At 40.0% G+C, this 23,529-nt stretch carries 28 protein-coding genes, 1 rRNA gene and 1 pseudogene; 11 read left to right on the top strand and 19 right to left on the bottom strand.

Annotated features, from left to right (window positions below; genetic code table 11):
- The first annotated feature begins 247 nt into the window (after positions 1–247).
- Positions 248–362 (top strand): 5S ribosomal RNA (rrf, locus tag FTU22_RS01490).
- A 176-nt stretch (positions 363–538) separates the two neighbouring features.
- On the opposite strand, the gene FTU22_RS01485 is transcribed toward rrf, so the two are convergent.
- The 7 genes from FTU22_RS01485 to FTU22_RS01455 all read right to left on the bottom strand — a co-directional run bounded on the left by FTU22_RS01485 (position 539) and on the right by FTU22_RS01455 (position 5,113).
- Positions 539–925: a roadblock/LC7 domain-containing protein gene (locus FTU22_RS01485; protein WP_180092563.1), complete on the bottom strand. Its 387-nt coding sequence runs from the start codon at positions 923–925 to the stop codon at positions 539–541.
- Positions 926–935: 10 nt separating this feature from the next.
- Entirely contained in the window at positions 936–1,481 is a 546-nt protein-coding gene (locus FTU22_RS01480) for an ATP/GTP-binding protein (protein WP_180092560.1), read from the bottom strand.
- A gap of 15 nt (positions 1,482–1,496) precedes the next feature.
- Positions 1,497–2,471 (bottom strand): hypothetical protein, encoded by a 975-nt coding sequence (locus FTU22_RS01475; protein ID WP_180092557.1) that lies wholly within the window; start codon positions 2,469–2,471, stop codon positions 1,497–1,499.
- A gap of 86 nt (positions 2,472–2,557) precedes the next feature.
- A complete protein-coding gene (locus tag FTU22_RS01470; protein WP_180092554.1) occupies positions 2,558–2,917 on the bottom strand; it encodes a roadblock/LC7 domain-containing protein in 360 nt (119 codons plus the stop codon).
- Between the two features lie 426 nt (positions 2,918–3,343).
- Positions 3,344–3,985 (bottom strand): hypothetical protein, encoded by a 642-nt coding sequence (locus tag FTU22_RS01465; RefSeq protein WP_180009225.1) that lies wholly within the window; start codon positions 3,983–3,985, stop codon positions 3,344–3,346.
- An 18-nt stretch (positions 3,986–4,003) separates the two neighbouring features.
- Positions 4,004–4,432: a ClpXP protease specificity-enhancing factor gene (locus FTU22_RS01460; RefSeq protein WP_078194278.1), complete on the bottom strand. Its 429-nt coding sequence runs from the start codon at positions 4,430–4,432 to the stop codon at positions 4,004–4,006.
- Positions 4,433–4,459: 27 nt separating this feature from the next.
- Complete coding sequence (locus FTU22_RS01455; RefSeq protein ID WP_180024986.1) at positions 4,460–5,113, bottom strand: glutathione S-transferase N-terminal domain-containing protein; 654 nt, start codon at positions 5,111–5,113, stop codon at positions 4,460–4,462.
- A 165-nt stretch (positions 5,114–5,278) separates the two neighbouring features.
- On the opposite strand from FTU22_RS01455, the gene FTU22_RS01450 reads away from it, so the two are divergent.
- Complete coding sequence (locus tag FTU22_RS01450) at positions 5,279–5,524, top strand: hypothetical protein (RefSeq protein WP_180092551.1); 246 nt, start codon at positions 5,279–5,281, stop codon at positions 5,522–5,524.
- Between the two features lie 62 nt (positions 5,525–5,586).
- Here FTU22_RS01450 and rpsI read toward each other — a convergent pair whose 3' ends face one another.
- A complete protein-coding gene (gene rpsI / locus FTU22_RS01445) occupies positions 5,587–5,973 on the bottom strand; it encodes a 30S ribosomal protein S9 (RefSeq protein WP_078190115.1) in 387 nt (128 codons plus the stop codon).
- A gap of 12 nt (positions 5,974–5,985) precedes the next feature.
- The gene (gene rplM, locus FTU22_RS01440; protein WP_004722943.1) at positions 5,986–6,414 is read right to left on the bottom strand and encodes a 50S ribosomal protein L13; all 429 of its coding nucleotides are present in this window, start codon (positions 6,412–6,414) and stop codon (positions 5,986–5,988) included.
- Between the two features lie 191 nt (positions 6,415–6,605).
- Here rplM and FTU22_RS01435 point away from each other — a divergent pair, with 191 nt between their 5' ends.
- From FTU22_RS01435 to FTU22_RS01415, 5 genes are all read left to right on the top strand, one after another.
- Entirely contained in the window at positions 6,606–6,986 is a 381-nt protein-coding gene (locus tag FTU22_RS01435) for a hypothetical protein (protein WP_180092548.1), read from the top strand.
- Positions 6,987–7,076: 90 nt separating this feature from the next.
- On the top strand, positions 7,077–8,060 hold the full coding sequence (gene pdxA, locus FTU22_RS01430) for a 4-hydroxythreonine-4-phosphate dehydrogenase PdxA (protein ID WP_180092545.1): 984 nt from the start codon (positions 7,077–7,079) through the stop codon (positions 8,058–8,060).
- A gap of 21 nt (positions 8,061–8,081) precedes the next feature.
- Positions 8,082–8,939, top strand: a complete 858-nt coding sequence (locus FTU22_RS01425; protein WP_180092542.1) for a pilus assembly protein PilJ — start codon at positions 8,082–8,084, stop codon at positions 8,937–8,939.
- A gap of 30 nt (positions 8,940–8,969) precedes the next feature.
- Complete coding sequence (gene rsmA, locus FTU22_RS01420) at positions 8,970–9,782, top strand: 16S rRNA (adenine(1518)-N(6)/adenine(1519)-N(6))-dimethyltransferase RsmA (protein WP_180024991.1); 813 nt, start codon at positions 8,970–8,972, stop codon at positions 9,780–9,782.
- Between the two features lie 6 nt (positions 9,783–9,788).
- On the top strand, positions 9,789–10,634 hold the full coding sequence (locus FTU22_RS01415) for a symmetrical bis(5'-nucleosyl)-tetraphosphatase (RefSeq protein ID WP_180092539.1): 846 nt from the start codon (positions 9,789–9,791) through the stop codon (positions 10,632–10,634).
- Between the two features lie 53 nt (positions 10,635–10,687).
- On the opposite strand, the gene FTU22_RS01410 is transcribed toward FTU22_RS01415, so the two are convergent.
- The 6 genes from FTU22_RS01410 to hflX all read right to left on the bottom strand — a co-directional run bounded on the left by FTU22_RS01410 (position 10,688) and on the right by hflX (position 14,926).
- A complete protein-coding gene (locus FTU22_RS01410; RefSeq protein WP_180024993.1) occupies positions 10,688–11,134 on the bottom strand; it encodes a DUF2147 domain-containing protein in 447 nt (148 codons plus the stop codon).
- Positions 11,135–11,274: 140 nt separating this feature from the next.
- Positions 11,275–11,724: a DUF2147 domain-containing protein gene (locus tag FTU22_RS01405; protein ID WP_078190108.1), complete on the bottom strand. Its 450-nt coding sequence runs from the start codon at positions 11,722–11,724 to the stop codon at positions 11,275–11,277.
- A 60-nt stretch (positions 11,725–11,784) separates the two neighbouring features.
- Entirely contained in the window at positions 11,785–12,237 is a 453-nt protein-coding gene (locus FTU22_RS01400) for a DUF2147 domain-containing protein (RefSeq protein ID WP_180024995.1), read from the bottom strand.
- A 248-nt stretch (positions 12,238–12,485) separates the two neighbouring features.
- Positions 12,486–13,160 carry an LrgB family protein gene (locus tag FTU22_RS01395; RefSeq protein ID WP_078190106.1) on the bottom strand — a complete coding sequence of 225 codons (675 nt, stop codon included), beginning with the start codon at positions 13,158–13,160 and terminating at the stop codon, positions 12,486–12,488.
- Between the two features lie 10 nt (positions 13,161–13,170).
- A complete protein-coding gene (locus FTU22_RS01390; protein ID WP_078194269.1) occupies positions 13,171–13,542 on the bottom strand; it encodes a hypothetical protein in 372 nt (123 codons plus the stop codon).
- A 49-nt stretch (positions 13,543–13,591) separates the two neighbouring features.
- Positions 13,592–14,926, bottom strand: a complete 1,335-nt coding sequence (hflX, locus tag FTU22_RS01385) for a ribosome rescue GTPase HflX (RefSeq protein ID WP_180092536.1) — start codon at positions 14,924–14,926, stop codon at positions 13,592–13,594.
- Positions 14,927–15,337: 411 nt separating this feature from the next.
- Here hflX and FTU22_RS01380 point away from each other — a divergent pair, with 411 nt between their 5' ends.
- Positions 15,338–16,159: a 1-acyl-sn-glycerol-3-phosphate acyltransferase gene (locus tag FTU22_RS01380; protein ID WP_180092595.1), complete on the top strand. Its 822-nt coding sequence runs from the start codon at positions 15,338–15,340 to the stop codon at positions 16,157–16,159.
- A 48-nt stretch (positions 16,160–16,207) separates the two neighbouring features.
- On the opposite strand, the gene FTU22_RS01375 is transcribed toward FTU22_RS01380, so the two are convergent.
- Positions 16,208–17,827: a phospholipase D family protein gene (locus FTU22_RS01375; protein ID WP_306670211.1), complete on the bottom strand. Its 1,620-nt coding sequence runs from the start codon at positions 17,825–17,827 to the stop codon at positions 16,208–16,210.
- Positions 17,828–17,931: 104 nt separating this feature from the next.
- On the opposite strand from FTU22_RS01375, the gene FTU22_RS01370 reads away from it, so the two are divergent.
- Positions 17,932–18,942, top strand: coding sequence for a metallophosphoesterase (locus FTU22_RS01370; RefSeq protein WP_078190102.1), 1,011 nt, complete (start codon positions 17,932–17,934; stop codon positions 18,940–18,942).
- 292 nt (positions 18,943–19,234) lie between these two features.
- Here the strand turns inward: FTU22_RS01370 and FTU22_RS01365 are convergent, their stop codons facing one another.
- On the bottom strand, positions 19,235–20,548 hold the full coding sequence (locus tag FTU22_RS01365; protein WP_078194265.1) for an MFS transporter: 1,314 nt from the start codon (positions 20,546–20,548) through the stop codon (positions 19,235–19,237).
- Positions 20,549–20,693: 145 nt separating this feature from the next.
- Complete coding sequence (locus tag FTU22_RS01360) at positions 20,694–21,335, bottom strand: hemolysin III family protein (RefSeq protein WP_180092530.1); 642 nt, start codon at positions 21,333–21,335, stop codon at positions 20,694–20,696.
- A gap of 107 nt (positions 21,336–21,442) precedes the next feature.
- Between FTU22_RS01360 and FTU22_RS01355 the strand changes: the two are divergent.
- Together FTU22_RS01355 and FTU22_RS01350 are read left to right on the top strand one after the other, a co-directional pair.
- Positions 21,443–22,665 (top strand): annotated as a pseudogene (locus tag FTU22_RS01355) (SAM-dependent methyltransferase).
- An 11-nt stretch (positions 22,666–22,676) separates the two neighbouring features.
- Positions 22,677–23,102, top strand: coding sequence for a GNAT family N-acetyltransferase (locus FTU22_RS01350; protein WP_249733326.1), 426 nt, complete (start codon positions 22,677–22,679; stop codon positions 23,100–23,102).
- A 77-nt stretch (positions 23,103–23,179) separates the two neighbouring features.
- On the opposite strand, the gene FTU22_RS01345 is transcribed toward FTU22_RS01350, so the two are convergent.
- On the bottom strand, positions 23,180–23,518 hold the full coding sequence (locus FTU22_RS01345; protein ID WP_180092527.1) for a hypothetical protein: 339 nt from the start codon (positions 23,516–23,518) through the stop codon (positions 23,180–23,182).
- Positions 23,519–23,529: the final 11 nt, after the last annotated feature.

The raw sequence follows: 23,529 nt of genomic DNA, 5'->3' as shown, positions 1-23,529 counted from the left end.
CGGTGACGCATGAAGCTGACCAATACTAATTGCTCGTGAGGCTTGACTATACAACACCCAAGCAGTTGTATATATAGCATCAATTGATTCACATATAATCAATCAAACTTGATTTAGTTGAAAAGCTTAGTAAAATTGAACACCTTAAATTAACTCAAGTACTTCTGTTAATAACTCATTTGGTAGAAAACTTAGCACGAAGAGCACTGCTCTGAGATTAGACTAAGCAAGTATCCATAACAGTTGTGCTGGCGACAATAGCAAGAGTGAACCACCTGATCCCTTCCCGAACTCAGAAGTGAAACCTCTTAGCGCTGATGGTAGTGTGGGGTTACCCATGTGAGAGTAAGTCATCGCCAGCTCATTATTCGAAACACCCCCTGACTAGTGCAGGGGGTGTTTTTTTATGTGCGGAGAAAAGGGGGGAAAGAAGAAAAGCAGAAGAATAGAATAGGAAAATGAATAAGTTAAAGTGACGAATAAATGAATATTTCTGAATCAAATATAAAGTTAATAGTCTTCAATATTTCTATAAAGTTTATTGATCCGCTGAAATAATTGATTGCGTTGCAGCTTTAAGCATATATAAGATTTGGCCTAATAAAATGTCCTTATCTGTCAATGCTACAATAATCATGGGATGATTTTGTGCAGCAACAGATGCAAGTAAGGTTATATTTTGACAACCGACCAAATGAATTTCTTTAATAAATGCTGACACCATTGCAAGGATAGAGCTGCTAACCGCAGCTAACTTGCTATTGTTATATTGCCCAAGTTTGTAAACACTTGTTAGCTCAAATCCATCTGTTGAACACACCATGATGAAATGAACGCCTCGTGCATTGTTAATAATATTATTTATTAGTTCACGGGCATGTTGTATTAACTCATTCGAAGCGGTGCGTTTTGTGACATTAAACATTGATAACTCCTTATGCGGTAATGTAGTAATTTACTTCGATTGAGGTAATTAAAGCTTCAAGTAGCAGTAAAACGTCAGATTTTTTGCGACAGTCAATAAAGAATAGGGGCGAATATAAGTCCTGACTAATCAGCCAATCTTTGTAGATAGCAGTATTCGTTGAACTTGTGATTTCGTCTGTATGGGTAATTCCAATGGCTATGTTATCTGTATAGTTTTGGAAGGTTTCTAAGTAGCTTTCGAGTTCACTTAGCGGATCATTAACATTATGATCAATCAAAATAATTGCACCGATTGCGCCTTGACAAATCACAGGCCAAATAAAATCAAAACGACTTTGTCCAGGGGTACCATATAAACCTATTTTTAAACCATCTTCTAAGGTCACTTCTCCGTAGTCGATACCTACTGTAGTTTCAAGTTTTTGATGGCTGGTTTGATCTGTATTAAACGCCTCGGTCAGTAGAACTGGGATATCAGAAAGTGAACGGATCGCTTCAGTTTTTCCAGCACCCATAGAACCAGCAAAGACAATTTTATAATGCTGAAGAATCATGTTTGATGTCCTATTCTAAAATCCAAATTTACGGCGTAATTTACGAAAGAAGTTTTGCACAAAGTTCTTTTGTTCTGTTGGTTCATGCGTTTCAGGTGGCGTGTAATGTTTATCCCAAAGATTTATTTTTTTAATATTCAGTGATGCCATATTCGCAGCAATGAACTGTCGAATGGTGCTGGGGGGTATATCATATTGTTCTGCGATCGCTGATATCTTTGCGCCCTGGATAAAGCATGCAGAAAGTTGAAAAATTTGTTTATGAGATAAATGTTCAGCAGGTTTTGGCCAACTTAAAATTCGAAAATGACCATCTTCAGGAATTGTTTGGTAAAAATTCGGAGTTTGCCAAAATAGATTCCATATCCAGTCTTGAAGGATGACGGGATGCTTTCGACTTACATGGGTCATATCTTCAATTGATGCGAAATCATATTTAAAACTAGCATCTGTGTGTTGAAGTTGACGCTTGAGGTTGAGCCAAGCTATATTTTGCGCGGTATCGATTACCGCTATTGTACCTAGATCATCATATAGGTGTAATTTTTCATGGTTATCTTCTGCATACATTTTTTTGAAGTAATCATCTTCCAAATTAAAATCGCTAAAGCTTTGAGTTTGATATTTTTGTGCATGCTCTATGGATTCATTAAGGCCATTATGGCTGACGAGATGTTTATCAATCCATTGATTGAGCTCTTGATTGTCATCCACGGGTAGGAACAGCGTATTATTTCTGACACGCCCAGATTGTTGGTAGTCTTTCGAGATCTTGAGCCAAGGTAAAGCGCGGCGCGTTAATATTTTTTGAATTCCTTCGGTGTCAAAAAAACGCTCATGAATAAATAAGCAATCGAGATTCACATCAGATGCACTTTTCCATTGGATATTAAAGTGCTGTGGAAAAATTGCGTAAAGCTGATGTTTGAGTTGATCTGAATCATGAATACTTAATCCAGCAATGCCGATATTGATATATTGCTTATTCATGGTGTTCCTCGACTAATTTTATTCAAACCTGTAAAACATTTTGGGAATAAAAAACCCTCTTATTGGCATAAGAGGGTTGGGTGAAATTAAGCAAAATCTAAATTTTTTTCATAGGTTTTTAATTCGTGTCGAGCCATGGCTAGGTTTGCTTTGGCACGATCAAGTACTAAATATAAGAACACGGATTCATTATTTTCCAGTGGACGAATCAAGTGATACTGCTTTCCTAGAGTAATTAAAATATCGACAATGTGATCGTCTAAATTGAGTGACTGAGCAACACGTCTTTTGGAGCGAACCACTTCAGTATTTCCAGCAGCTGCTAATTCTAAATCAATATCTCCACCGCCTTGTGTCGCCATAGCTAGGCCACTTTCACCGTCTACCAGTGCCGCTGCATTAAAACCGTCGATTGTTGTGAGTGATTCTAATGAAACTTTAGCCATTTTTATGCCCCTCTTTTAGGTTATACATGATTATTATTTGTAGATATTTAGGTAATTAAACTAGCGTTTTTAACTACATAATTTAATTATAGGAAGCGTAAGGGGCTTTGCAATAAAATTAATTTTTTGCCTTAAAAGGATAATATTTTCTAAATATAGCGTTAAGTTTTAGGATTTAAAAAATGTGATTTAATTTGCTATATATATTTTTTATGTATTTTAGAACTTTATTTTTGATATAAAATTTACCAAAAATTCAAATGTAATATTTTGTAAATGGTGTGACAAAACTCAATTTTTGCAGAATAAAGCTGACCGATTTACATAAAGAAAACAAAAAGTGATCTAAAGGCGTGTAATTTAGAATATTCGATTTAAAAAAACCTGCTTAAAAAGCAGGTCATTGTTTTAGACAAATGAAGCCACTTAAGAAAAAATATTACAAGCTGCAGATGCCAGAATCCATAAAATCACCACTGCAACGATAGGCTCTACAATTTTTGACCAAGTTGGCACTTGTACTTCAGTTGTCACATCTTCTTGAGTATGTTGTTGATTAACCATTTGATTGAACTCCTTCATTGATGCTTCTAATGATATCTCTTCTTGCAGATTTGGTTTAGAACCAAGAAGCTCTGTTAGGTTGTTTGTTGACCAAACCCAATCATCCGCTTGACCAGAAAGGTGTTCAATTTGTCCATTGAGTAATTCTTGAATGCTTTGTGGTGAGTGTGAGCCGGTATCATGAAGTTGCTTTAATTCATTTAATTGTAAATGAAAAATTTCAGTTGTTAGGTGTTCAAGTTCAGAGCGTTCTAATATTGATGCATTCGATGGATTGGTGGTCAGATGGCGTGAAACTTCTTGAATATAGAGTTCATCAGGATGAGTAATTTCTTGATAAACCTTTTGAGCATTATTGCGGAGCTGATGAATCAATTCACCTAAAGTTAATGCATTAATTTCACGTATATGTTGACGTTTTTCTTCACGATTTAAATGACTTAAAAGCGTAGGCTTTTGAGATTCTATTTGTTCGACAAAATATTGTACTAAATCAAAAGCCATTATTCGCTTCCTTATTCTTTAATCGAGCAACCTTAAACCTGGTTTTTTCTTCGGCTGCTCTTGTTGTTCTTGGTCGTTTGATTTTAAAGCATTTTGATCATTCTGAATACCTTCATATTCTTGAGGATCGAAGAACATGCCTTGACCATTTTCACGTGCATAGATACCTAGAACAGCAGAAAAGGGGATATAGAGGTTTTGCGAAACGCCACCAAAGCGTGCAGAGAAAGTAATCGTCTCATTGCTCATGTGTAGCGCATGCGTTGCATGAGGTGCGATATTCAGGACAATTTGGCCATCTTGGATATATTGAACTGGCACCATCGTACCATTCTGTGTCGCATCAACAAGTAGGTACGGTGTAAGTTGATTGTCACAAATCCATTCATAAAGTGCCCGTGTTAAGTATGGACGCGTTGGAGTGAGTTGTAGTTCTTGTTCAGACATAATGCTTACTCGAATATTAATGGGAAATTAATTTTTTGCTAAAAGCTCGCTATAGCGATTTTTTTCCTGCAATGTCATTGATTTGATAAATGCAGGACGGCTAAAGATGCGTTGGCAATAGAGAAATATAGGGCGGCATTGCTGTTTGGGAAGCTCAATCCCCATGGCTTTTAGGCGCAGAAATACAGGTGCGAGCATACAGTCTAACATGCTAAATTGTTCAGACATAAAATAAGGATAATGCTGAAACAAGGGGGTTAGTGAAATGAGTGTATCACGCAATTGTTTTTGTGCTTTTTGCTTGGCTTTTTCATTGAGGGTATCGGGATGGCGAAGCATAATATCGGCAAGTCTTAACCAATCTTGTTCGAAGCGCCATACATATTGACGTTGCTCTGCACGAGGCATGGGTGCATCTGCATACAGTTTATTTTGACGATATCGGTCATCCAGATATTCGGCGATAATACTGCTGTTATAGAGTTTTAGGCCATTTTCAATCATCATCGGAAGTTGATTGTAGGGATTTAAACTTGCAAGATCTTCGTCTTCATCATCAGCAATAATTAAATTATGTTTGATTTGCTTCTCTGCAAGTACATAACGTATCCAGTGTGAGCGAAAGTCATCCGCATGACTGTAAAGCGTAATCCCTTGGAGAGGTGCATTTTCGACTGACATAATCCGAGACGATGAGAAATGAATAAGATAGGATACTAAAATTAGACAGTAAAATCACGGGGACTTTAGCAATATCAATGCAGCTACAGTGAAAATTACAGTTTTGTTTTATTTGATTTTATCTGATAGCTCTTTCATGTCATTCATTTACCTGATCGTCACCGCATGATGACCATTGCACTTGTACAAAAATTATTATTTTTAGCTGCTGTTATTTTTATGGGCATTGGCTTTTATACGGCACTCGCTGGAGGTTATGCCTCTGATTATGGAGCAGAGGATGATACTCCTGAACAAAAAAGCAAAATGACCATTTGTACAATTACACTAACACTGTCGGTTATATGCTTTATTGCGAGTTTGAGTCTCTTTGTTTATCGGATCGTTATTCTATTTGTATCATCTTCATAAAAATTAAGACATAAAAAAACCTTGGCATAAGCCAAGGTTTTTTGTCCAATTCGGTAAACGAATTAACGTTTAGAGAATTGAGGACGTTTACGAGCTTTACGTAAACCAAGTTTCTTACGTTCAACTTCACGAGCATCACGAGTAACGAAACCAGCTTGACGAAGAGCAGGTTTAAGAGTTTCGTCAGAAGCGATCAATGCACGAGTAATACCGTGACGGATAGCGCCTGCTTGACCACCGATACCACCACCAGCAACAGTGATGTAAAGGTCATATTTCTCAGTAGCTTCTAAAAGCTCAAGTGGTTGGTTAACAACCATACGAGCAGTTTCACGACCGAAATATTGTTCTAAAGAACGGTTGTTGATTACGAGTTTACCAGTACCAGCTGATAGGAAAACACGTGCAGTTGCGGTCTTACGGCGACCTGTACCATAGTTAGTAGCCATGTGCTGTATCCCTTAGATGTCCAAAACTTGTGGCTGTTGAGCAGTATGTGGATGCTCAGTACCAGCGTACACTTTCATTTTCTTGATCATTGCATAACCAAGAGGACCTTTTGGCAACATGCCTTTTACAGCACGTTCGAAGATTTCTTCTGGTTTGTGAGCAACTAATTTTTCGAAATTAGTTTCACGAATACCACCAGGGAAACCAGTGTGGCGATAATATTTCTTATCAAGTGATTTTTTACCAGTCACTTGAACTTGCTCAGCATTGATAACAACGATGTAGTCGCCAGTGTCAACGTGAGGAGTATAAGAAGTTTTGTGCTTACCGCGTAAACGACGAGCGATTTCAGTCGCAAGGCGACCTAAAGTTTTGCCAGAAGCATCAACAACGTACCAGTCGTGTTGAACTTCAGCTGGCTTAGCGCTGAGAGTTTTCATTAAACCACTACCTATTATAGTTGGTTTGGACTATGGAAGCTGTCCAAACAAAAGGAGACGCGATTCTATACGAATACGTGAAGAATCACAAATGAAAATATAAAATTTCAAGCGCTGTATTGTAGTATATTTCTTCAGCAATAAACAGCAGATAATCCAGAAATTATAAAAAAAGCGGGTGAATGTAAATCATGTCGAATTCTAATCTGTTAAAAACCACATTTGACCCCTTATTTTGGCGACATTGGTGGTATTTAATGGGCTTATGTAGCACCTTGATTTTAAGCCCAACTTTTTTGTATTTGGTGTCTTTGCATGGGGCGGATGGCGCAATCATCGTTTTGTTAATGATGCTCACTTTATTTTTCCTTAGTTATTTATTGGTTTATCTGTTGATTGGATTATTGCTTGTGGGCGGTATGTTTTTTTGGTTGATAACGAACTACCCGCAGCATGTACCGGCCGTTCAGCGCGGCATTGTAATTCTTATTGCACTGATTTGGATCATTGGCATTTCAGGTTTTGCTTTCGATTTCATTCCATACAATGTCGCAAAACGCGGTTATTTTTGAGTTTTAGTCCGATATTTTTAGTCAATAAAATTAGGTCTGTCATGTGCATCACACAGTATAATAATGCTATTGCACACACAGGATAGACCCATGCTGCCTTTATATATCACGAGCGGTGAACCCGCAGGTATCGGACCTGATATTTGTTTGAGCTTAGCCAATCGAATAGATGAAAGGCCACTTGTGGTTCTTATTGATAAAGATTTGCTGCTCAAGCGTGCTCAACAGTTAAAGCTCGAAGTTGAACTGATTGACTATGTTGGGCAGGAGGGTTCGGCAGCTCTAGGTCAGCTTTATGTGGAACATGTACCTGTAACTACACCTGTTATTGCAGGTCAGTTAGATGTGAATAATGCAGCCTATGTGTTGGAACAATTACGTCGTTCTGCAGATTATGCGATGTCTGGCAAAAGTGTAGGTGTTGCAACTGCACCTGTGCAAAAGTCGATTATTAATGATGCCGGTATCCATTTCAGCGGACATACGGAGTTTTATCAAGAATTTGCAGGCGTTGATCGTGTCGTGATGATGCTTGCGACCAAAACGCTCCGTGTCGCATTGGCAACAACACATTTACCGCTTCGTGATGTTGCGGATGCCATTACTCAAGAACGTTTGCATCAGGTCATTGATATTTTGATTCATGATTTAAAAACCAAATTTAAAAAAGATCATCCGCATATTTTAGTCTGCGGTTTAAATCCGCATGCGGGTGAAGATGGTTATTTGGGCATGGAGGAGATTGAAGTGATCAATCCGGTGCTAGAGCGTTATCGCGCTCAAGGGGTGAATATGAGCCTGAGTTTACCTGCTGATACCTTATTTACCCCTGAAAATTTAAAAGATGCCGATGCGGTTTTGGCGATGTATCACGATCAGGGCTTACCTGTGTTAAAGTCGCAGGGCTTTGGCGAAGCCATCAATATCACTTTGGGCTTACCATTTATTCGGACTTCAGTGGATCACGGCACAGCACTGTCACTGGCTGGAACTGGTCTTGCTAAAAGTTCGAGTTTACAGGTGGCGGTTGATTTGGCTTTAGAATTAGCACGTGCGAAAAATAACGAAACTTAATAATAAAGGTTTGAATTTTATATGAATAATATTAAAAAATTATCAAAAATAAAACAGGAAAATAACAAGATGCTTAGGGCGAAATCGATCATTCGCCCATTTTTTGGGATTGCGTTAGCGTTGATGCTGTCAGCATGCTCAACGCTCGCTACAGATCATCATTCTTGTGAATTAAAAGTATTATCGCTGCAAATTCCAAAACAGACGGAAGGATTTATACGTTTTGCATCACCGGCTGCCGTGGATGGCTTTAAACATAATCAGCAAAAATTTAATCAAGCGCTGACCGCGGTGCATAAAAAATATGCGAATCGTGGCGGTGCTGATAAAATGCTTCAAGATGGACAGGCAATCAATGCTAATATTGATCTGCTTGTACAGCATCAAAATAGCCTGAGTGCGCTATATGAATATCAACTTCTTGTAAGTGAAACCATTCCAGGTATTCAAGCTGAATATAACATTCTGGCTGATATGATGGCTAGAGCAAACAATTCAGCTATTCAAGCAATGATTGCCAAAAATCAAGTCTATATTGCGGGACGAATGTTGAGTTCTTTGCTGAAGTTAACTGATGTGAATTCTATTCATCCAGACGATTTAGATGACTTTTTAGCAGATTTTGAAACTTTCAATAATTTTTTGAAGGCTCAACTGAATGGTAATCCCGAACTCGGTGTAGAGCGCGTAAACAATGCTGAAATGCGTGAAAGTTTGCTCTCCATTCAGGCTGAAACTGAAGAAATGATGAAATCTGAAACAATGGCTTTGTTGAAACAAAGAGAGCCATTGCTCAGTGTAATTAAAGCGGCTCGGGATAATATGACCAAGTCCGAAGAAATTTTTGCTCGCTTGAGTGAATTTGAATCAAGTCAGTAATCGTTGTAATAAACCTATGCGGAGAATTTTATGTATCAAATTAATGCCCTAAACCCAAAAGATGAAGGGCATCACACGCGTAAGCGGTTTGGACAGAATTTCTTACATGATCAACGTGTTATTGCTAAAATTGTACGTTCGGTAAATCCGCGTACTGGTGACAATATTGTCGAAATTGGTCCCGGTCTTGCTGCGCTTACATCGCCTTTAATTGGTGAATGTGATGCTCTAACTGTGGTTGAGCTGGACCGTGACTTAGCTGCAGGTTTGCCGGGCCGTGTGCCGCATCCTGAGCGCTTGACCATTGTTGAAACCGACGCGCTGAAATATGACTTTACCGAGCTGTTTGCCGAAGGCCGTCCTCTGCGCGTGGTTGGCAACTTGCCGTATAACATCTCGACTCCGCTGCTGTTTCATCTCTTGGAGTTTGGCGACAAAGTCAAAGACATGCACTTCATGCTGCAAAAAGAAGTCGTGGACCGTATTACCGCTTCACCGAATACTAAAGAATACGGCCGTTTATCGGTGATGATCCAATACTTCTGTAAACCGACGTTTTTATTTGAAGTGCCGCCGGGTTCGTTTAATCCGCCGCCAAAAGTCACCTCTGCGGTATTCCGTTTAGAGCCTTATGCCGTTAAACCGATTGTGGCGAAAAATGAAAAAGCGCTTGCGCGTTTGGTTTCACATGTCTTTACTCAACGCCGTAAGACGTTACGCAACAGCTTAAAAGGCATGTTGGTTGAAGATGGTTTTGAAAATGCAGGGGTTGATCCAATGGCGCGTCCTGAAACCCTAACACTTGCAGAATTTGTCGCATTAGCAGATCAAATGGTGGCTTAAATAATTATGACTCGCAATATTCGCTATAACTATGTCATTGGTGATGTTCAAGGCTGTTTTGAAGCATTAAAAGCTTTACTGAAAGAGATAAAGTTTGATGCAGACCAAGATTTTATATGGTTTGCCGGTGATCTCGTCGCACGGGGTGAAAACTCGATAGGCGCTTTGCGGTTCATCAAAAAATTAGTGGATAGTGAAGTTGCGGCGACGGTACTGGGCAATCATGATCTGACTTTGCTGGCATGCGCTCGCGGTATTAAGGATATCAATCCTAAAGACAATATCGATGATGTGATTCACGCTTTAGAAAGTGATGATTTGATTGATTGGTTACGCAAGCAGCCGCTGTGTCTATTTCCGAATGAGCAAACCATTTTGACTCATGCGGGTATTCCTTTGAATTGGACTGCGCAGCAAACCGCTGATTTGGCAAAAGAAGTGGAAGCGGTGATTGGTCATGACGACTTTGATGTGGTCGATGCGTTTCTTCAAGTGATGTACGGTAAAGAGCCGAACCTATGGACGGATGATTTGTCTGGTCATGCGCGCTTACGCTGTATTACCAACTATTTGACCCGCATGCGCTTAACCGATGCAGAAGGCCGTTTAGAGTTTAGTTTTAAAGATTCACTCGATGACCCTATGCCGAAGGGTTTTAAGCCATGGTTTGAGTTTGAGTCACAAGCAGCGCAGACCCATCAAATTCTTTTTGGTCATTGGGCGGCTTTGCAAGGAAAAAGCATTTCAGCAAAAATCCAAAATGTGGATGGCGGATGTGTCTGGGGCAATCAGTTGATGGCTTATCGTTTAGAAGATCAGCACATGTTTGCTGTCGATAATCCTGTGATGTAAGTATTTAAAAATAAAAAAGCCGCATTGATGCGGCTTTTTTATTGGTGTGAGGATTAGTCTAAACGAATCCAAGTTTGGTTACGGCCCAAGACTGAAACGCCAATACTTGCACGGATCGAAATACGTTTTCCTGTGCTGTTTAAGCGCACTTTAGCATCATAAACCTTGCCAGAAAGAGGGTCGATAATACGACCTTTTTCATAATTATTTGTATTATTAATTTGCTTTAAACCTTTAACAATTTCCATGCCGAGAATCGGTTGGTTGGTATAAGGCGCAGGGCACTTATTACAGTTTTTTTGCGGTGTATAGCCAGGACGTGGTGTAATTTTAATAATTTTACCGGTATAGGTATTATTGGATTCTTTGTGAATCGAAATAATCGCTTTGGCCGCTCCTGTTTTATCGTCAATTTGTTGCCACGTGCCAGTAATGTCATTTGCAAATGCGACATTCATCAATCCGAATGTGCAAAGGCTGAATAATATTTTTTTAAACATAATCGCTTTTCCCCTAGAAGCGTGATTTATGAGCACGTATGTTAGAAAGTTTACGAGAATAGTCAACTTTATTTTTAAAATAATTTGAATATCTTAGGCATAAAAAAACCGCCATGGCGGCGGTTTTTATAACATTGAACTTATTCTTGGCGAATCCAAGTTTGGCTACGACCGAGTGCTGATACACCCATATAGCCACGCAGCGTGAGACGTTTTCCGCTGGCATTTAAGCGAACTTTTGTGTCGTAAATTTTGCCAGAAAGTGGGTCAATAATACGGCCTTTGTCGTAATTATTGGTCCCTTCAACATGTTTTAAACCAGTTAACACATCAAGGCCTAAAATCGGTTTGTTTTTATAAGGTGCAGGGCAATTTACGCAGGTGTCGCGCGGTGTATAGCCCGGACGCGGCGTCACTTTGATGATTTTACCCACGAATGTTCCATTACTTTCTTTACGGATTTCAATAATGGCTTTTTGTGAACCTGTTTTATCATCAATTTGTTGCCAAGTCCCTGAAAGGTCTTGAGCAAAAGCTGAACCACTCATTACAGCAGCTAAGAATAAGAGGCTCACTTTTAATTTTTTCATCAGATATTCCCTGTAGGTGGTTCACCTATATCAAATCAATTTACTGAATAAATTTAAAATTTATTCAACGCGAATCCATGTCTGTGTACGACCAATCGCGGAAATCCCCAGATATCCACGTAAATGTAAGCGCTTACCATTGGCAGAAATTTTGCCTTTTAAGCTGTAAATTTTGCCTGCTAAAGGATCAATAATTTTTCCTTGAGAGTAGGTATTTTCACTTTCAAGTTTCAGCCCCTTAAATACATCCATCCCTAAAATAGGCTGGTTGGTATAAGGTGCAGGGCAATTCACACATTTTTCCTTTGGTGTATAACCCGGACGTGGCGTCACTTTGACAATTTTGCCGGTATAGGTGTCTTTGGCATCTTTTCGAATTTCGATCAGTGCTTTAGGCGAACCAGTTTTATCGTCAATTTGTTGCCAAGTCCCTGTAAGATCTTGAGCATAGAGTGCGGAGCTTGTAACTACAGCACCGAATAATGCAGCCCATTTCAAACTTTTTTCGATCATATTAATAATCCTTTATCAATACACTTTGTGAGGGTTTATTGATCATACTAGGTAATATTTGAACTTAGAGCAACTACTCTAAGCGTAAATATTTACATTTTATTCGGGAAAGTTGACATGTTGCACAAAAGTGCCTTTACCAAAAATGTAACATCCACAGCACATCGTTCAATGTGTTGTGGTGTACCCTTGAATTTATATTAAGTTTATTTTTTATACAAAACAATCATTTAAAAGTGATTGCTCAGTCACATATTTTGTAGATAGAGTATGAAAGTTGGCAACCAGATTGCTGTGAATACTGCATTTACCGCCATGCCAAATGCTGCATAGCGCCCAGCAATGCTGCCGCGCTGCCAAGCTTGAGCTGTGCCAATCGCATGTGCAGCAAGTCCTAAGGCGAGTCCTGATGCACGTTCATCATGAATATTTTTGAGTATGATGGGTGAAAATGCTGCGCCAATCACCCCTGATAAAATCACAATCAAAATTACCAAAGGAATCGGGGAATGCAGCAGCGTCGCAATGTTGATGGCAATAGGGGTGGTCACTGCCCGTGTAGCAAAAGCCATAATGGTTGGATCTGACAAATGCAGCAAATAAGCCAGCCCCATAGGGAGGGCAACGGCACTGATACTGGCAAAGACTAAAATCCCGCCCACGGCTTTTAAAGGTAAGTCATCGTAGCGCATCGCTGCTAAAGGAATGGCCAAGGCCACTGTGACATAGCCGAGTAAGTTATTGAACAGTGGATTGACCTGCGCCATATAACTTTCATAGGAAATGCCAAACAGATAGAGCATACCAATGACGAAGAACATCCCAATCACAATCACGGGGATTTGCGGTAATTTTTTATTAATGGGTTTTGCGACAAGATAGGCGATCAGGGTAATGATGAATCCAGAGATGATTGAAAGCATATTGATTCTCCTATAGCCATTTCTTAGACATTTTTGCGTAGACCCACAGCGGTATGAGGGTGCTGACAAAGAGAACAATCAAAAACATTGGAATTTCATCACCTAAATGCATCATCATCAGCAATGAGCCTGCACTAATGGGTAAGAAGGCAAAGGCACTTTCTTTCATGATTTTATTATTGGTATCGACCAAACTGGCTGGAATTTTGTTGAATTTTCTCCAAAATGAAAGCACGATTAAGAGGGCAATCAAACCGACTAGATTGCCTAATTCTGGGTGATTGAATTGCTTCATGACCCAGACCGCGCCTTCACGGAAAATAATAATTAATGCAATAGTGCCTATCCAGGCTTTCCAGTCGATGCGCTTGATCCAGTCCATTTTTGTCTTTCGTTTTCGTTAAAATTATACTAATCAAGTTTTAACCGATTTAGTCTTTAATTTCAAATTCTTCAAGTGGACGTTGGAATTGTTGCGCACGCGTTCCCAATATTTCATCAATGGATAAATGCGCCTGTTTAATCAGTTGTTCTAACTTATGCGGGGCAATGATGACATGCAAAATTAAGTTGCCTTGTTCATCATAACTTTCATTTTGGATCACATTGAGCGCATACAGTTGTGTTCTTAATTTGCCATAAGCCGGTTTTAGACGGACTTCAAAGCTTTGAATCTGTCCCATTAAGCATTCTTGAACCGCTTGGCGTAATAAGGGAAGACCTTTACCACTATGTGCTGAGACATAAACACGTTCCGGCTGATGCGGCTTGCCATAGATGATTTTAGGATCTTCGCCACTGACATCAATTTTGTTATAAACGCGCAGAATCGGAACATCGACACCAATTTCTTTCAGTACTTTTTCGACAGCCTCGATTTGTTCCATCATGTCCGGACTGCTGGAGTCAATGACATGTAACAATAAGGTCGCCTCCAACGTTTCTTCTAAGGTGGCTTTAAACGACTCAACCAGTGAGTGCGATAAATTACGCACAAAACCTACAGTATCCGCGAGAACTAAGTTGCCGATACCATCCCAATGTAGACGGCGTAAAGTTGGGTCAAGTGTCGCAAAAAGTTGGTCTGCTGCATAGACATCACTTTTTGCTAAATTATTAAATAAGGTCGATTTACCAGCATTGGTATAACCCACCAATGACACGGTTGGAACAGCAGCTTTTTGACGTGCCACACGACCTTGCATACGTGTTTGGCGGACTTTCTCAAGTTTCGCTTTGAGTTGCCCCATACGCAGCTTGAGTAGACGACGGTCAGTTTCCAGCAGCGTTTCACCTGGTCCACGTAGGCCGATCCCGCCTTTTTGGCTATCGAGATCGCCACGACTACGAATCAGCCGTGAAGCCATATGTTGTAATTGAGCCAACTCAACTTGCAATTTACCTTCATAGGTACGTGCGCGTTGGGCAAAAATATCTAAAATTAATTCTGTACGATCGACCACACGACAACGCATGATGCGTTCAAGATTACGTGCTTGGGCAGGGGTGAGAGCATGGTCAAAGATGACCAATTCGGCTTCATATTCCGCGACTACTTCTGCAATTTCTTCAGCTTTCCCTGAGCCGATAAATAATTTGGCATCAGGCTTAATACGCTGAGCATGCACATGTTGCAGAATATTGGCACCTGCAGATTGAGCAAGTAAGTGGAATTCTTCGGCATCAAGGTCTGCAAGCATTTGTACTGCCACACTGACTAAAATTACGCGTTCACCGCTCGCTTGATGTTGATTTAAATTTTCCACTCAGCACACACTCCTGTTTAAAGATTCATTTTAGGCGAAAATGGAGTGCGGTGGTTAATCTAAGTGATGGATTAATGGCAAAGTTGCTGTACGACCTGCAGTTCAATTAGAGAAAGCTGCGAAAGCTCAGTGCCAGTAAAAAAAGCACACTCATATATATCAGTGAAAAACCAGCAAGGGCTTTTAACGCTTGCCATGAAGAAATAGGGGGATTGTCTGAATATGAATGATTCATAATTTTAACCTTTAAAACCGATATAAAAATAATATTTGATTTTTAAAAACGATTAAAATGGGAAAATATTATCTTCGACTTCGGTTTTTATGATCAATGCAAAAAAACTGTCTTCGGTATATGATGATGAAAATTTACGCCAAATTGTGGCACCGTGTCCTTTTAGTGAACCGTTTATGAATCAACCTCAAATCGTCAATACACCGCAAATTAATGTGTTTTCAAAAATTTATTTGTATTGTAAAAAAGTCGGTGCAGCAGCTGTTGCCGTGACGCAGGGTTTTTATTTGGTTTATCGTCATCAATTGTATAAAGACCCGAATAACCCGCAAAATACCCGCTATGTGCAGTATTTTTGTCGCAAGTTATGCAAAGTATTTAATCTTGAAGTCAAAGTGCATGGCGAAATTCCACGTCAACCAGCCCTTTGGGTAAGTAATCATATTTCATGGTTAGATGTGGCAGTTTTGGGTTCTAGCGCACGTGTTTTCTTTTTGGCGAAAGCTGAAATTGAAAAGTGGCCGGTACTGGGTAATTTGGCGAAAGGCGGTGGCACCTTATTTATTAAGCGTGGCTCTGGCGACTCGATTAAAATTAAAGAACAAATTACAGGCTTCTTAAAACAAGATACGCCGGTACTCTTTTTCCCAGAAGCCACCACTTCAGATGGCAGCAAAATTAAAAAAATTCATGGTCGTATTTTAGGTGCGGCAATTGAAGCCGAACGTCCAGTCCAAATTTGCTTAATTTGCTATGTGAATCAGGACGGTGAACTCGATAATATTGCGCCCTATGTCGGAGACATTAGCTTTGATCGACATGTCAAAAATGTCTTAGAAATGCCGAAAGTCACAGCGCATCTGATGACATTGCCCGCAATTGATTCGGCAGGTCATACTGTTGACAGTCTGACACAAGAAGTGCAGCAAAAAATGAATCAGGGATTGGCAGAACTTCAAGCCAAAGTCCTTAAAGCGCCAGTTCCAGTTGAAGCTTAATGAATTAGTGATACATGCTGCAAGGGGGATGCCTTTGCAGCACAATCCTTACATAAAGCCTTCGAGCGGCAACCAAGAGATAAATTTCACCCCTGCTTTTTGCCACCACTTGATTTTCGGTTCACGTGGATAAATACGCGTTTGACCATTTGACAACTTAATTTTCCAATTGATCTGTTGGTCTGCATTGAGTACTAACTTATAGGCATATTTACTCAAATTTTCATCCATGGTGTAGTGGACTGCTTTGGCTAAGCGTGGGCTATTCAGTAATACCCCAATTTCAGTATTTAAATATGCTGAGCGAGGGTCAAAGTTAAATGAACCAATAAAAACTTGTTTTTCATCAATTGCCATCAGTTTGGCATGTAGGCTTGAACGGCTTAAACCTTTTAGACTAACTTTAGATTTTTCCGCCAACTCTTTGGTATTGGTGTTGAGGTTTTCTGCATCAGGTCTAGAGAGAAATTCATAGAGTTGAACGTCGTGTTCCAAGAGATCTTGACGATATTTGCTATAAAAAGCATGAACCAATGGCACGTCATTGGCCTGGAATGAGTTGGTCAAGACTCTGACTTTTACGCCATCTGCACGAAGGTTTTTTAGGCGTTCAGCCCCTTTTTTTTCGGGGACAAAGTAGGCTGAAACGATATCGACACTTTGTTCCGGTTTATCTAAACGGTTGAGGAGCTGAAAGTTGAGATGCTCTTCTTTTTTGGCTTTAGATTTGATTTTGCTCGGGGAATCTTTGACTACTTCGGCTTTGACCCAGTCAAATTGGATTTTATTGTTGAGCCAGTCATCAAAGGCATGTGAACGGTTAGCTAAGTCCAAATAATTGACCACAGTGGCTTCTTGGTTATAGTCATCGAGTTGTTGTTTGAGGCTGTCGAAGCGCAAACTATAGTGGCGTGGATTGACCAATTGACGTACTGGAAAGGCATAATCATCATTCCAATATTCGTCAAAAGAATGGATGATTTCATCGGATGCCGCACCGACCAGCATGACGTCAACATCGGAAAATTGATAATTATCACTGACGTTATAGTATTGGTTACTCATATTGCGACCACCAATCAATGCGATTTGATTGTCTGCAATAAAGCTTTTGTTGTGCATACGGCGGTTGATACGTTTTAGATCCAGCACCATATCGACAGGGCGGAAATGTCGGAAGCGGTATGGGTTATACAGTTTGACATCAATATTGGCATGCTGGTCGAGTGCCATATAAATGCCTTCCATTTTTTTTGCATTGTTGTCATCGACCAATAAACGAATTTTCACCCCACGATCTGCAGCTTTGATCATGGCATGTAGGGCCAAAGCACCAATTTTGTCGTTATCCCAAATATAGTATTGTAGATCTAAACTTTTTTCGGCCTTATTGATTAGCTCGATTCGAGCTGCTAAGGCTTCTAATGGGTCATACAGAACGTGGTAACCGGTTAAGTTGGGATTTTGTTCACGTAGCGGCAGCACAATTTTCGCAAGGCTAGTATCGTCTGTCGGGGTATTAAAAGCATATTCCACAGGTTGAGTTTGCTGTTTAGGCAAGGTACTACATGCAGATAAAGTCAAAACAAGGCTACAACTCAGCAAAACCGCCTTAGTGTGGTTGTGTATGAAGGACAAATTTTGCTGTTTCAGTGTAGCTGAGTTCATACTGTTAGACATACTAAAAAATTTGATTTGAGTATAAGTGTCAGCTGTGAAAAGATAAATATAGTGACCGAGTTTTCTCGTTAGGCAAATTGTAGAGCAAATGTATGTGGGAATTAGATTCCGTAGTGATGTATTTTTATATCGGGTTGGCTGTGCTGGGCGTTTGGGCAATATCCCAAGCTTGGTTAAGCCAGTCGCGCACGGAAACGATTCATCCGTTTAAAGCCTTCGTACATTTGTTGGCGTTTTATCTCTCGTATTTACTTATCCCTTTATTCTTCTTTAGCTTTTATGCAGGCTGGAGTGGCTATTATTCACTACATGAAGCGATTTTTGTCGGTGCTGTTACGGGGCTTTTGTGCTATGCCCGATTTATCGAGCCGCACATGATTCAGGTGAAAAAATGTCAATATCAATTGCATGAAACACGACAATTATTAAAGCCTGTACGCATTGCTTTAATTGGTGATTTACACATTGGTTTATTTTCGGGTCATGAACGTCAGTTAAAAATGATCGTCGATAAAATCAATGCACAAAATCCTGATTTGGTCGTGGTTGCAGGGGATTGGACTTATGAGCCAGAAAATAAGTTAGCTGAAGAACTGGCCGTACTAAAAAAAATTATTGCTCCGATTTATTCGGTGAATGGTAATCATGATGAGCAATATCCTGGTCCGCCTATTCAAGAGTTATTAAAACATGCATTAGAAAGTAATCATGTGGTGGATATCGAAGGGCAAGTAGTCGAGTTTAATGAGTTTCGCTTATTAGGCGTTGGGGACTTATGGGCAGGTAAAGCCGATATGCGCTATTTGCCAGAATTGCCACAAGATAAACCTTGGATCATTTTGTCGCATAATCCAGATACCGTTGATATGGTACCTAAACTGCCAGGACGACCATTGATGTTGTCGGGTCATACACATGGTGGACAAGTGGAATTGCCATGGTTGACCGATTATGTAATGAAAAAAGTGTCGATTTTAGGTCATAAAAAAGGGCTATATCAGCATGACAATGCAGATGTCTTTGTCACTGTTGGTACGGGCATGGTTGGGGTACCTTTCCGTTTTCTTGTGCCACCGACCATTGATATTATCGAGTTGGTTTAATCAAAATCTACCGTTCATTATCACTAACCGTTTGGTGACTGTTCCTCTTGATGAAGAGCTACAAACCTTGTTTTGTTAATAAAATTGAATCGTGCCATGAAACATTTGTAGTTTGAAGTTGAGTGAATGACCGTGTCTTGGAACAGATAAGGTGTATTGCTTAGTTGGATCTAAGTTGCTTTCATGAATTACATCAAAATGCTGTCAACTACAGAGTATTCATCAGGTCATTGACTCAATTTGAGACATAAAAAAGCCAGCAATATGTGCTGGCTTTTTTATTATGTGCAGATTAAACCTGATTATTCACATCATCATTTTTAGTTTCGCGAATCATTAAGAACGCGATCAATGAAAGGATTGATGCCGCAGTTAGGTAGTAACCTACTGCATATAAACCATAGCCAGTTGCAAGTTTAGTTGCGATCAATGGCGCGAAAGATGCACCAAAAATACCAGCCATGTTAAAGGTTAAAGCTGAACCTGTGTAACGTACAGACGTTGGGAAGATTTCAGACAATACCGTACCAATTGGACCATAGGTTAAACCCATGATCGCAAGACCGATACATAGGAATAAGAACACCATCGCAGTACTGCCAGACTCAAGCATGCTTGAGAAGACTAAGCCAAACAATGCAGATACAACACATACCGCAATCGAAGTCGTTTTACGACCAAATTTTTCAGCAAATACAGCAGAAAGTGGAATGAAGGCAGCGAAACAAAGTGTGGCAACCAGTTGAAGTTTTAAAAATTCTTCACGTGTGTAACCAAGCTGGGTTGTACCCCATTGTAAAGCGAATACTGTGGTTAAGTAGAACACAACGAATGTACAAATCGCGGCAATCGTACCGAGAATTAACATCCCCCAGTGCTTAGTGATCACTTCTTTGAACGGAATATTTACTTCTTTTTGCTTATCCAATACTTTTTGGAACGCTGGTGTTTCATGTAATTTTAAACGAATCCATAGACCGACAATAACCAATAGCGCACTTGCAATGAATGGAATACGCCAACCCCATTGCATAAACTCAGCTTCAGACATGAAGTGACCTAAGGTCAAGAATGAGCCTGTTGCAAGAATAAAGCCGATTGGCGCACCTAATTGAGGGAACATACCATACCAAGCACGTTTGCCTTCTGGCGCATTTTCAGTTGCAAGTAGCACGGCACCTGACCATTCACCACCTAAACCAAGACCTTGACCTAAGCGACAAAGTGCAAGCATGAGCGGAGCAGCGATACCAATTTGAGCATAGGTTGGAAGCAAGCCGATACATACTGTCGAAATCCCCATGGTGAGGAGAGCGGCAACTAATGTGGCTTTACGACCGATACGGTCACCTAAATGGCCAAAGAATGTTGCACCAATCGGGCGAGCAATAAAGGCAATCGCAAACGTTGCTAGAGATTGAATCGTTGCGGTTGTTGGATCTGTACTTGCAGGGAAGAACAGATGCGGGAAGATAATTACAGCCGCAGTTGCATAGATGTAGAAATCGAAGAATTCGATTGTGGTACCTACAAGACTTGCTGTAAGTACGCGGAATTTTGAATTTGTTGGTTGCTGTTCAGTGGCAGCAGCACTTGAAGACGCCATGGTGGACCTTACACTTACTAAAAATAATTGAACTTAGTTTTAAAAGCGTAATCTTTTTAAAAAAGGCGTAATTTCTTAAAAAAATACGAAATACCAACTTACGAACTGCGGAATTAGGGTCACTAAAGAATGCAGTGTCAGTGGGTTATATCACGTAGAGATAAATCGACAGGAAATGTGATCCTGCACCTATCAATACAAAAATATGCCAGATAGCGTGTGTATATCTTACCTTTTTTAAGGCATAAAACAATGCACCGATTGTATAAGATAGCCCGCCAATGATCAGGTAGGTTAAAGCTTGATCAGATAAAAAGCGTTGCATATCATCAATTACCAGTACTGCAAGCCATCCCATCACCAAATAGGCAATCAACGAAATCTTTTGAAAACGATGAATGAAAATTAATTTGAATAGTGTTCCAATTGCAGCAATGACCCACAGTGCAATGAGTAAATAATGCGCTTTTGCGGTAGGCAGTGCGATTGCCAGAAACGGGGTGTAAGTACCTGCAATTAAATAATAGATTGCGGTATGGTCGAGTTTTTTGTACCAACCACGGCGCTCAGGAGATTCTGCGAAGTGATATAGACTCGAGGCTGAAAACAATAATAGCATACTGAATGCATACACCCAAAGTGCAAGCCATTGTCCAGTTGGAAGATATGATCCTTTTAAAATCAGTAGGATACCTGCGATGGCAGACAACGCTGCACCGAAAGCATGGGTATAGAAATTCAGTCTTTCTTCAGCTGGGTCATAAGCTAAAAGGTGGGGAGTATTCATAACGTATCTTTTATAATAATTTAAATATACAAGTGTATAGTAATTCAATTTTGCTTTTGGTGTAAGAAGATTTAAAATTGTTATGCAAATTTATCTAGGTTTATATTATGTCATCTTTGGCTTCTCCCTCTACGCAAGAGCAGCAATTTTTAGCAGCCTTTCAGCAAGCCATTGAAACACAGCGTTTTGATCGCATGATCTTGAGTCAGTATAAAGGTGAATTAGACCAATTAGAAAAAATGACCTTACGAGTCATTTCGCTGCAAGGTGAGTCGTTTCTTAGCTGTTTATATCGTTACAAAACCCAAGACATCACCAAAAACTATCCAATCGCATCTGCAAATCAACAAGTCGAAAGTTTATTAAGCTGTTGTAAGCAAGCCAACCTGATGACCTTGGATGAAGAAATTCAGCTCAAAAAAATAAAAAGAAAGTGATGCTAAGCATTAGCAAAAAGCAGCCTGCTTTTGGGAAAAATCCTACGGAGCAGCAAGGGCATGATCGAGCAAAACATCGCTATGTCGATCAAAACAGTTATTTCTTACAGCCACTCGGTATTACGGATGCAAAAGCACAAATTATTCCGAGCATGGCACGTAAATGGAAACAAATTAATAAATTTGTAGAAATTTTTTCAGGTGCTTTAAGTCAGATCAAAGAAACCGATCAATCTCTAAATGTCGTGGATTTTGGTTCAGGTAAAGGCTATCTGACTTTTGCATTATATGATTATTTAGCAAAACACCAGCAAGTGCCTAAAGTGACTGGGGTTGAGCTGAATCCAAAAATGGTGGAATTTTGCCAAAGCGTTGCTCAGCAGTCGAATTTCAGCCAACTGGATTTTTTCCAAGGCGATGTTCGTACCTATGCGCCTGAGCGCTTAGATGTCATGATTGCGCTGCACGCCTGTGATGTGGCAACGGACTTTGCGATTCATACCGGTATTCGATTAAATGCGCAAATGATCATGTGTGCGCCGTGTTGTCATAAAGAACTGCGTCCGCAATTGAAAGCGCCACAAGTACTTGCACCGATGTTGCAATTTGGTATTCATGCCGGCCAGCAAGCAGAAATGCTCACCGACACGATTCGTGCACTTTTATTAAAAGCATATGGTTATGAAACCAAAGTCTTTGAGTTTGTGGCACTTGAACATACCAGTAAAAATAAAATGATCTTGGCAACCAAACGTGCAGACTATGTCGAACCTGATCAAGCGGTATTGACGCAGATCCAAGCTTTAAAAGACATGTATGGCATTCAAAAGCATTCGTTAGAATTATTGTTGAATGATCAATGGGACCAGCAAGATATTGGCTGTAAATGCTAAAGGATGAAGGGATGCAGCAGTTAAATATTCAATTTGGTCCGTGGGAGCAACTGGCATCTGCAGCTCGGCCGATACGTGAACAGGTCTTTATTTTAGAACAGCAGATATCGCCCGAAGATGAATGGGATGCAGAAGATGCGATTTCACTGCATTTTATTGTTCATGATGGGATGAAAGCTATTGCAACTGCACGTTTGTTGAAAAATAACAGTATAGGTCGTGTTGCTGTTTTAAAGGCCTATCGCGGTCAGGGGATTGGTAAAATCTTGATGCAAGCCATTATCGAACAAGCGAAATTAGAGCAACGTGAATATTTAAAACTATCTTCACAAGTGCATGCTATACCGTTTTATGCAGCTTTAGGTTTTGTTGTTGAAGGTGATGAATATTTAGATTGTGGTATTCCGCATCAAGATATGTACATGGCTTTGGCTTAAATACGTAAAATTGGACATCTATAAATAAAAAAACGCTTAATATTTTAAGCGTTTTTTTATATAGATGAGGTCAAAGCTTAGTGACCATGATCATTCGATGCAGTAGGTTCAGGGCTCATGTCATCCATATGTGCATGTTGTTCTTCAGTCATCTGCATATCTGCTGCAGTCGGCGTAGAAGCTTCACGAGCTGCTTGATCAGCTTGCGCCTTTTTCAACGCTTCTTCTGACATCACAGGGGCATTTTTAAATGCATGCTGTTGAGTATTGTCTTTTTTCTGTTGGCTCGGCATATAGTCTGGTTCATTGGTCACAGCAAGCCAGAAAATACCCATGAATAGCGCACCTAAAATACAGAAGATAATCAGTGCTTTCCAGCCCCACGGTGATTTTTCAGGAGAAGTATGATCAGTCATAACAAGCTACT

This window comes from Acinetobacter sp. YH12076, assembly GCF_013419525.1.
GTDB lineage: Bacteria > Pseudomonadota > Gammaproteobacteria > Pseudomonadales > Moraxellaceae > Acinetobacter > Acinetobacter amyesii.
This window is presented reverse-complemented; position numbering and strand designations above follow the sequence as displayed.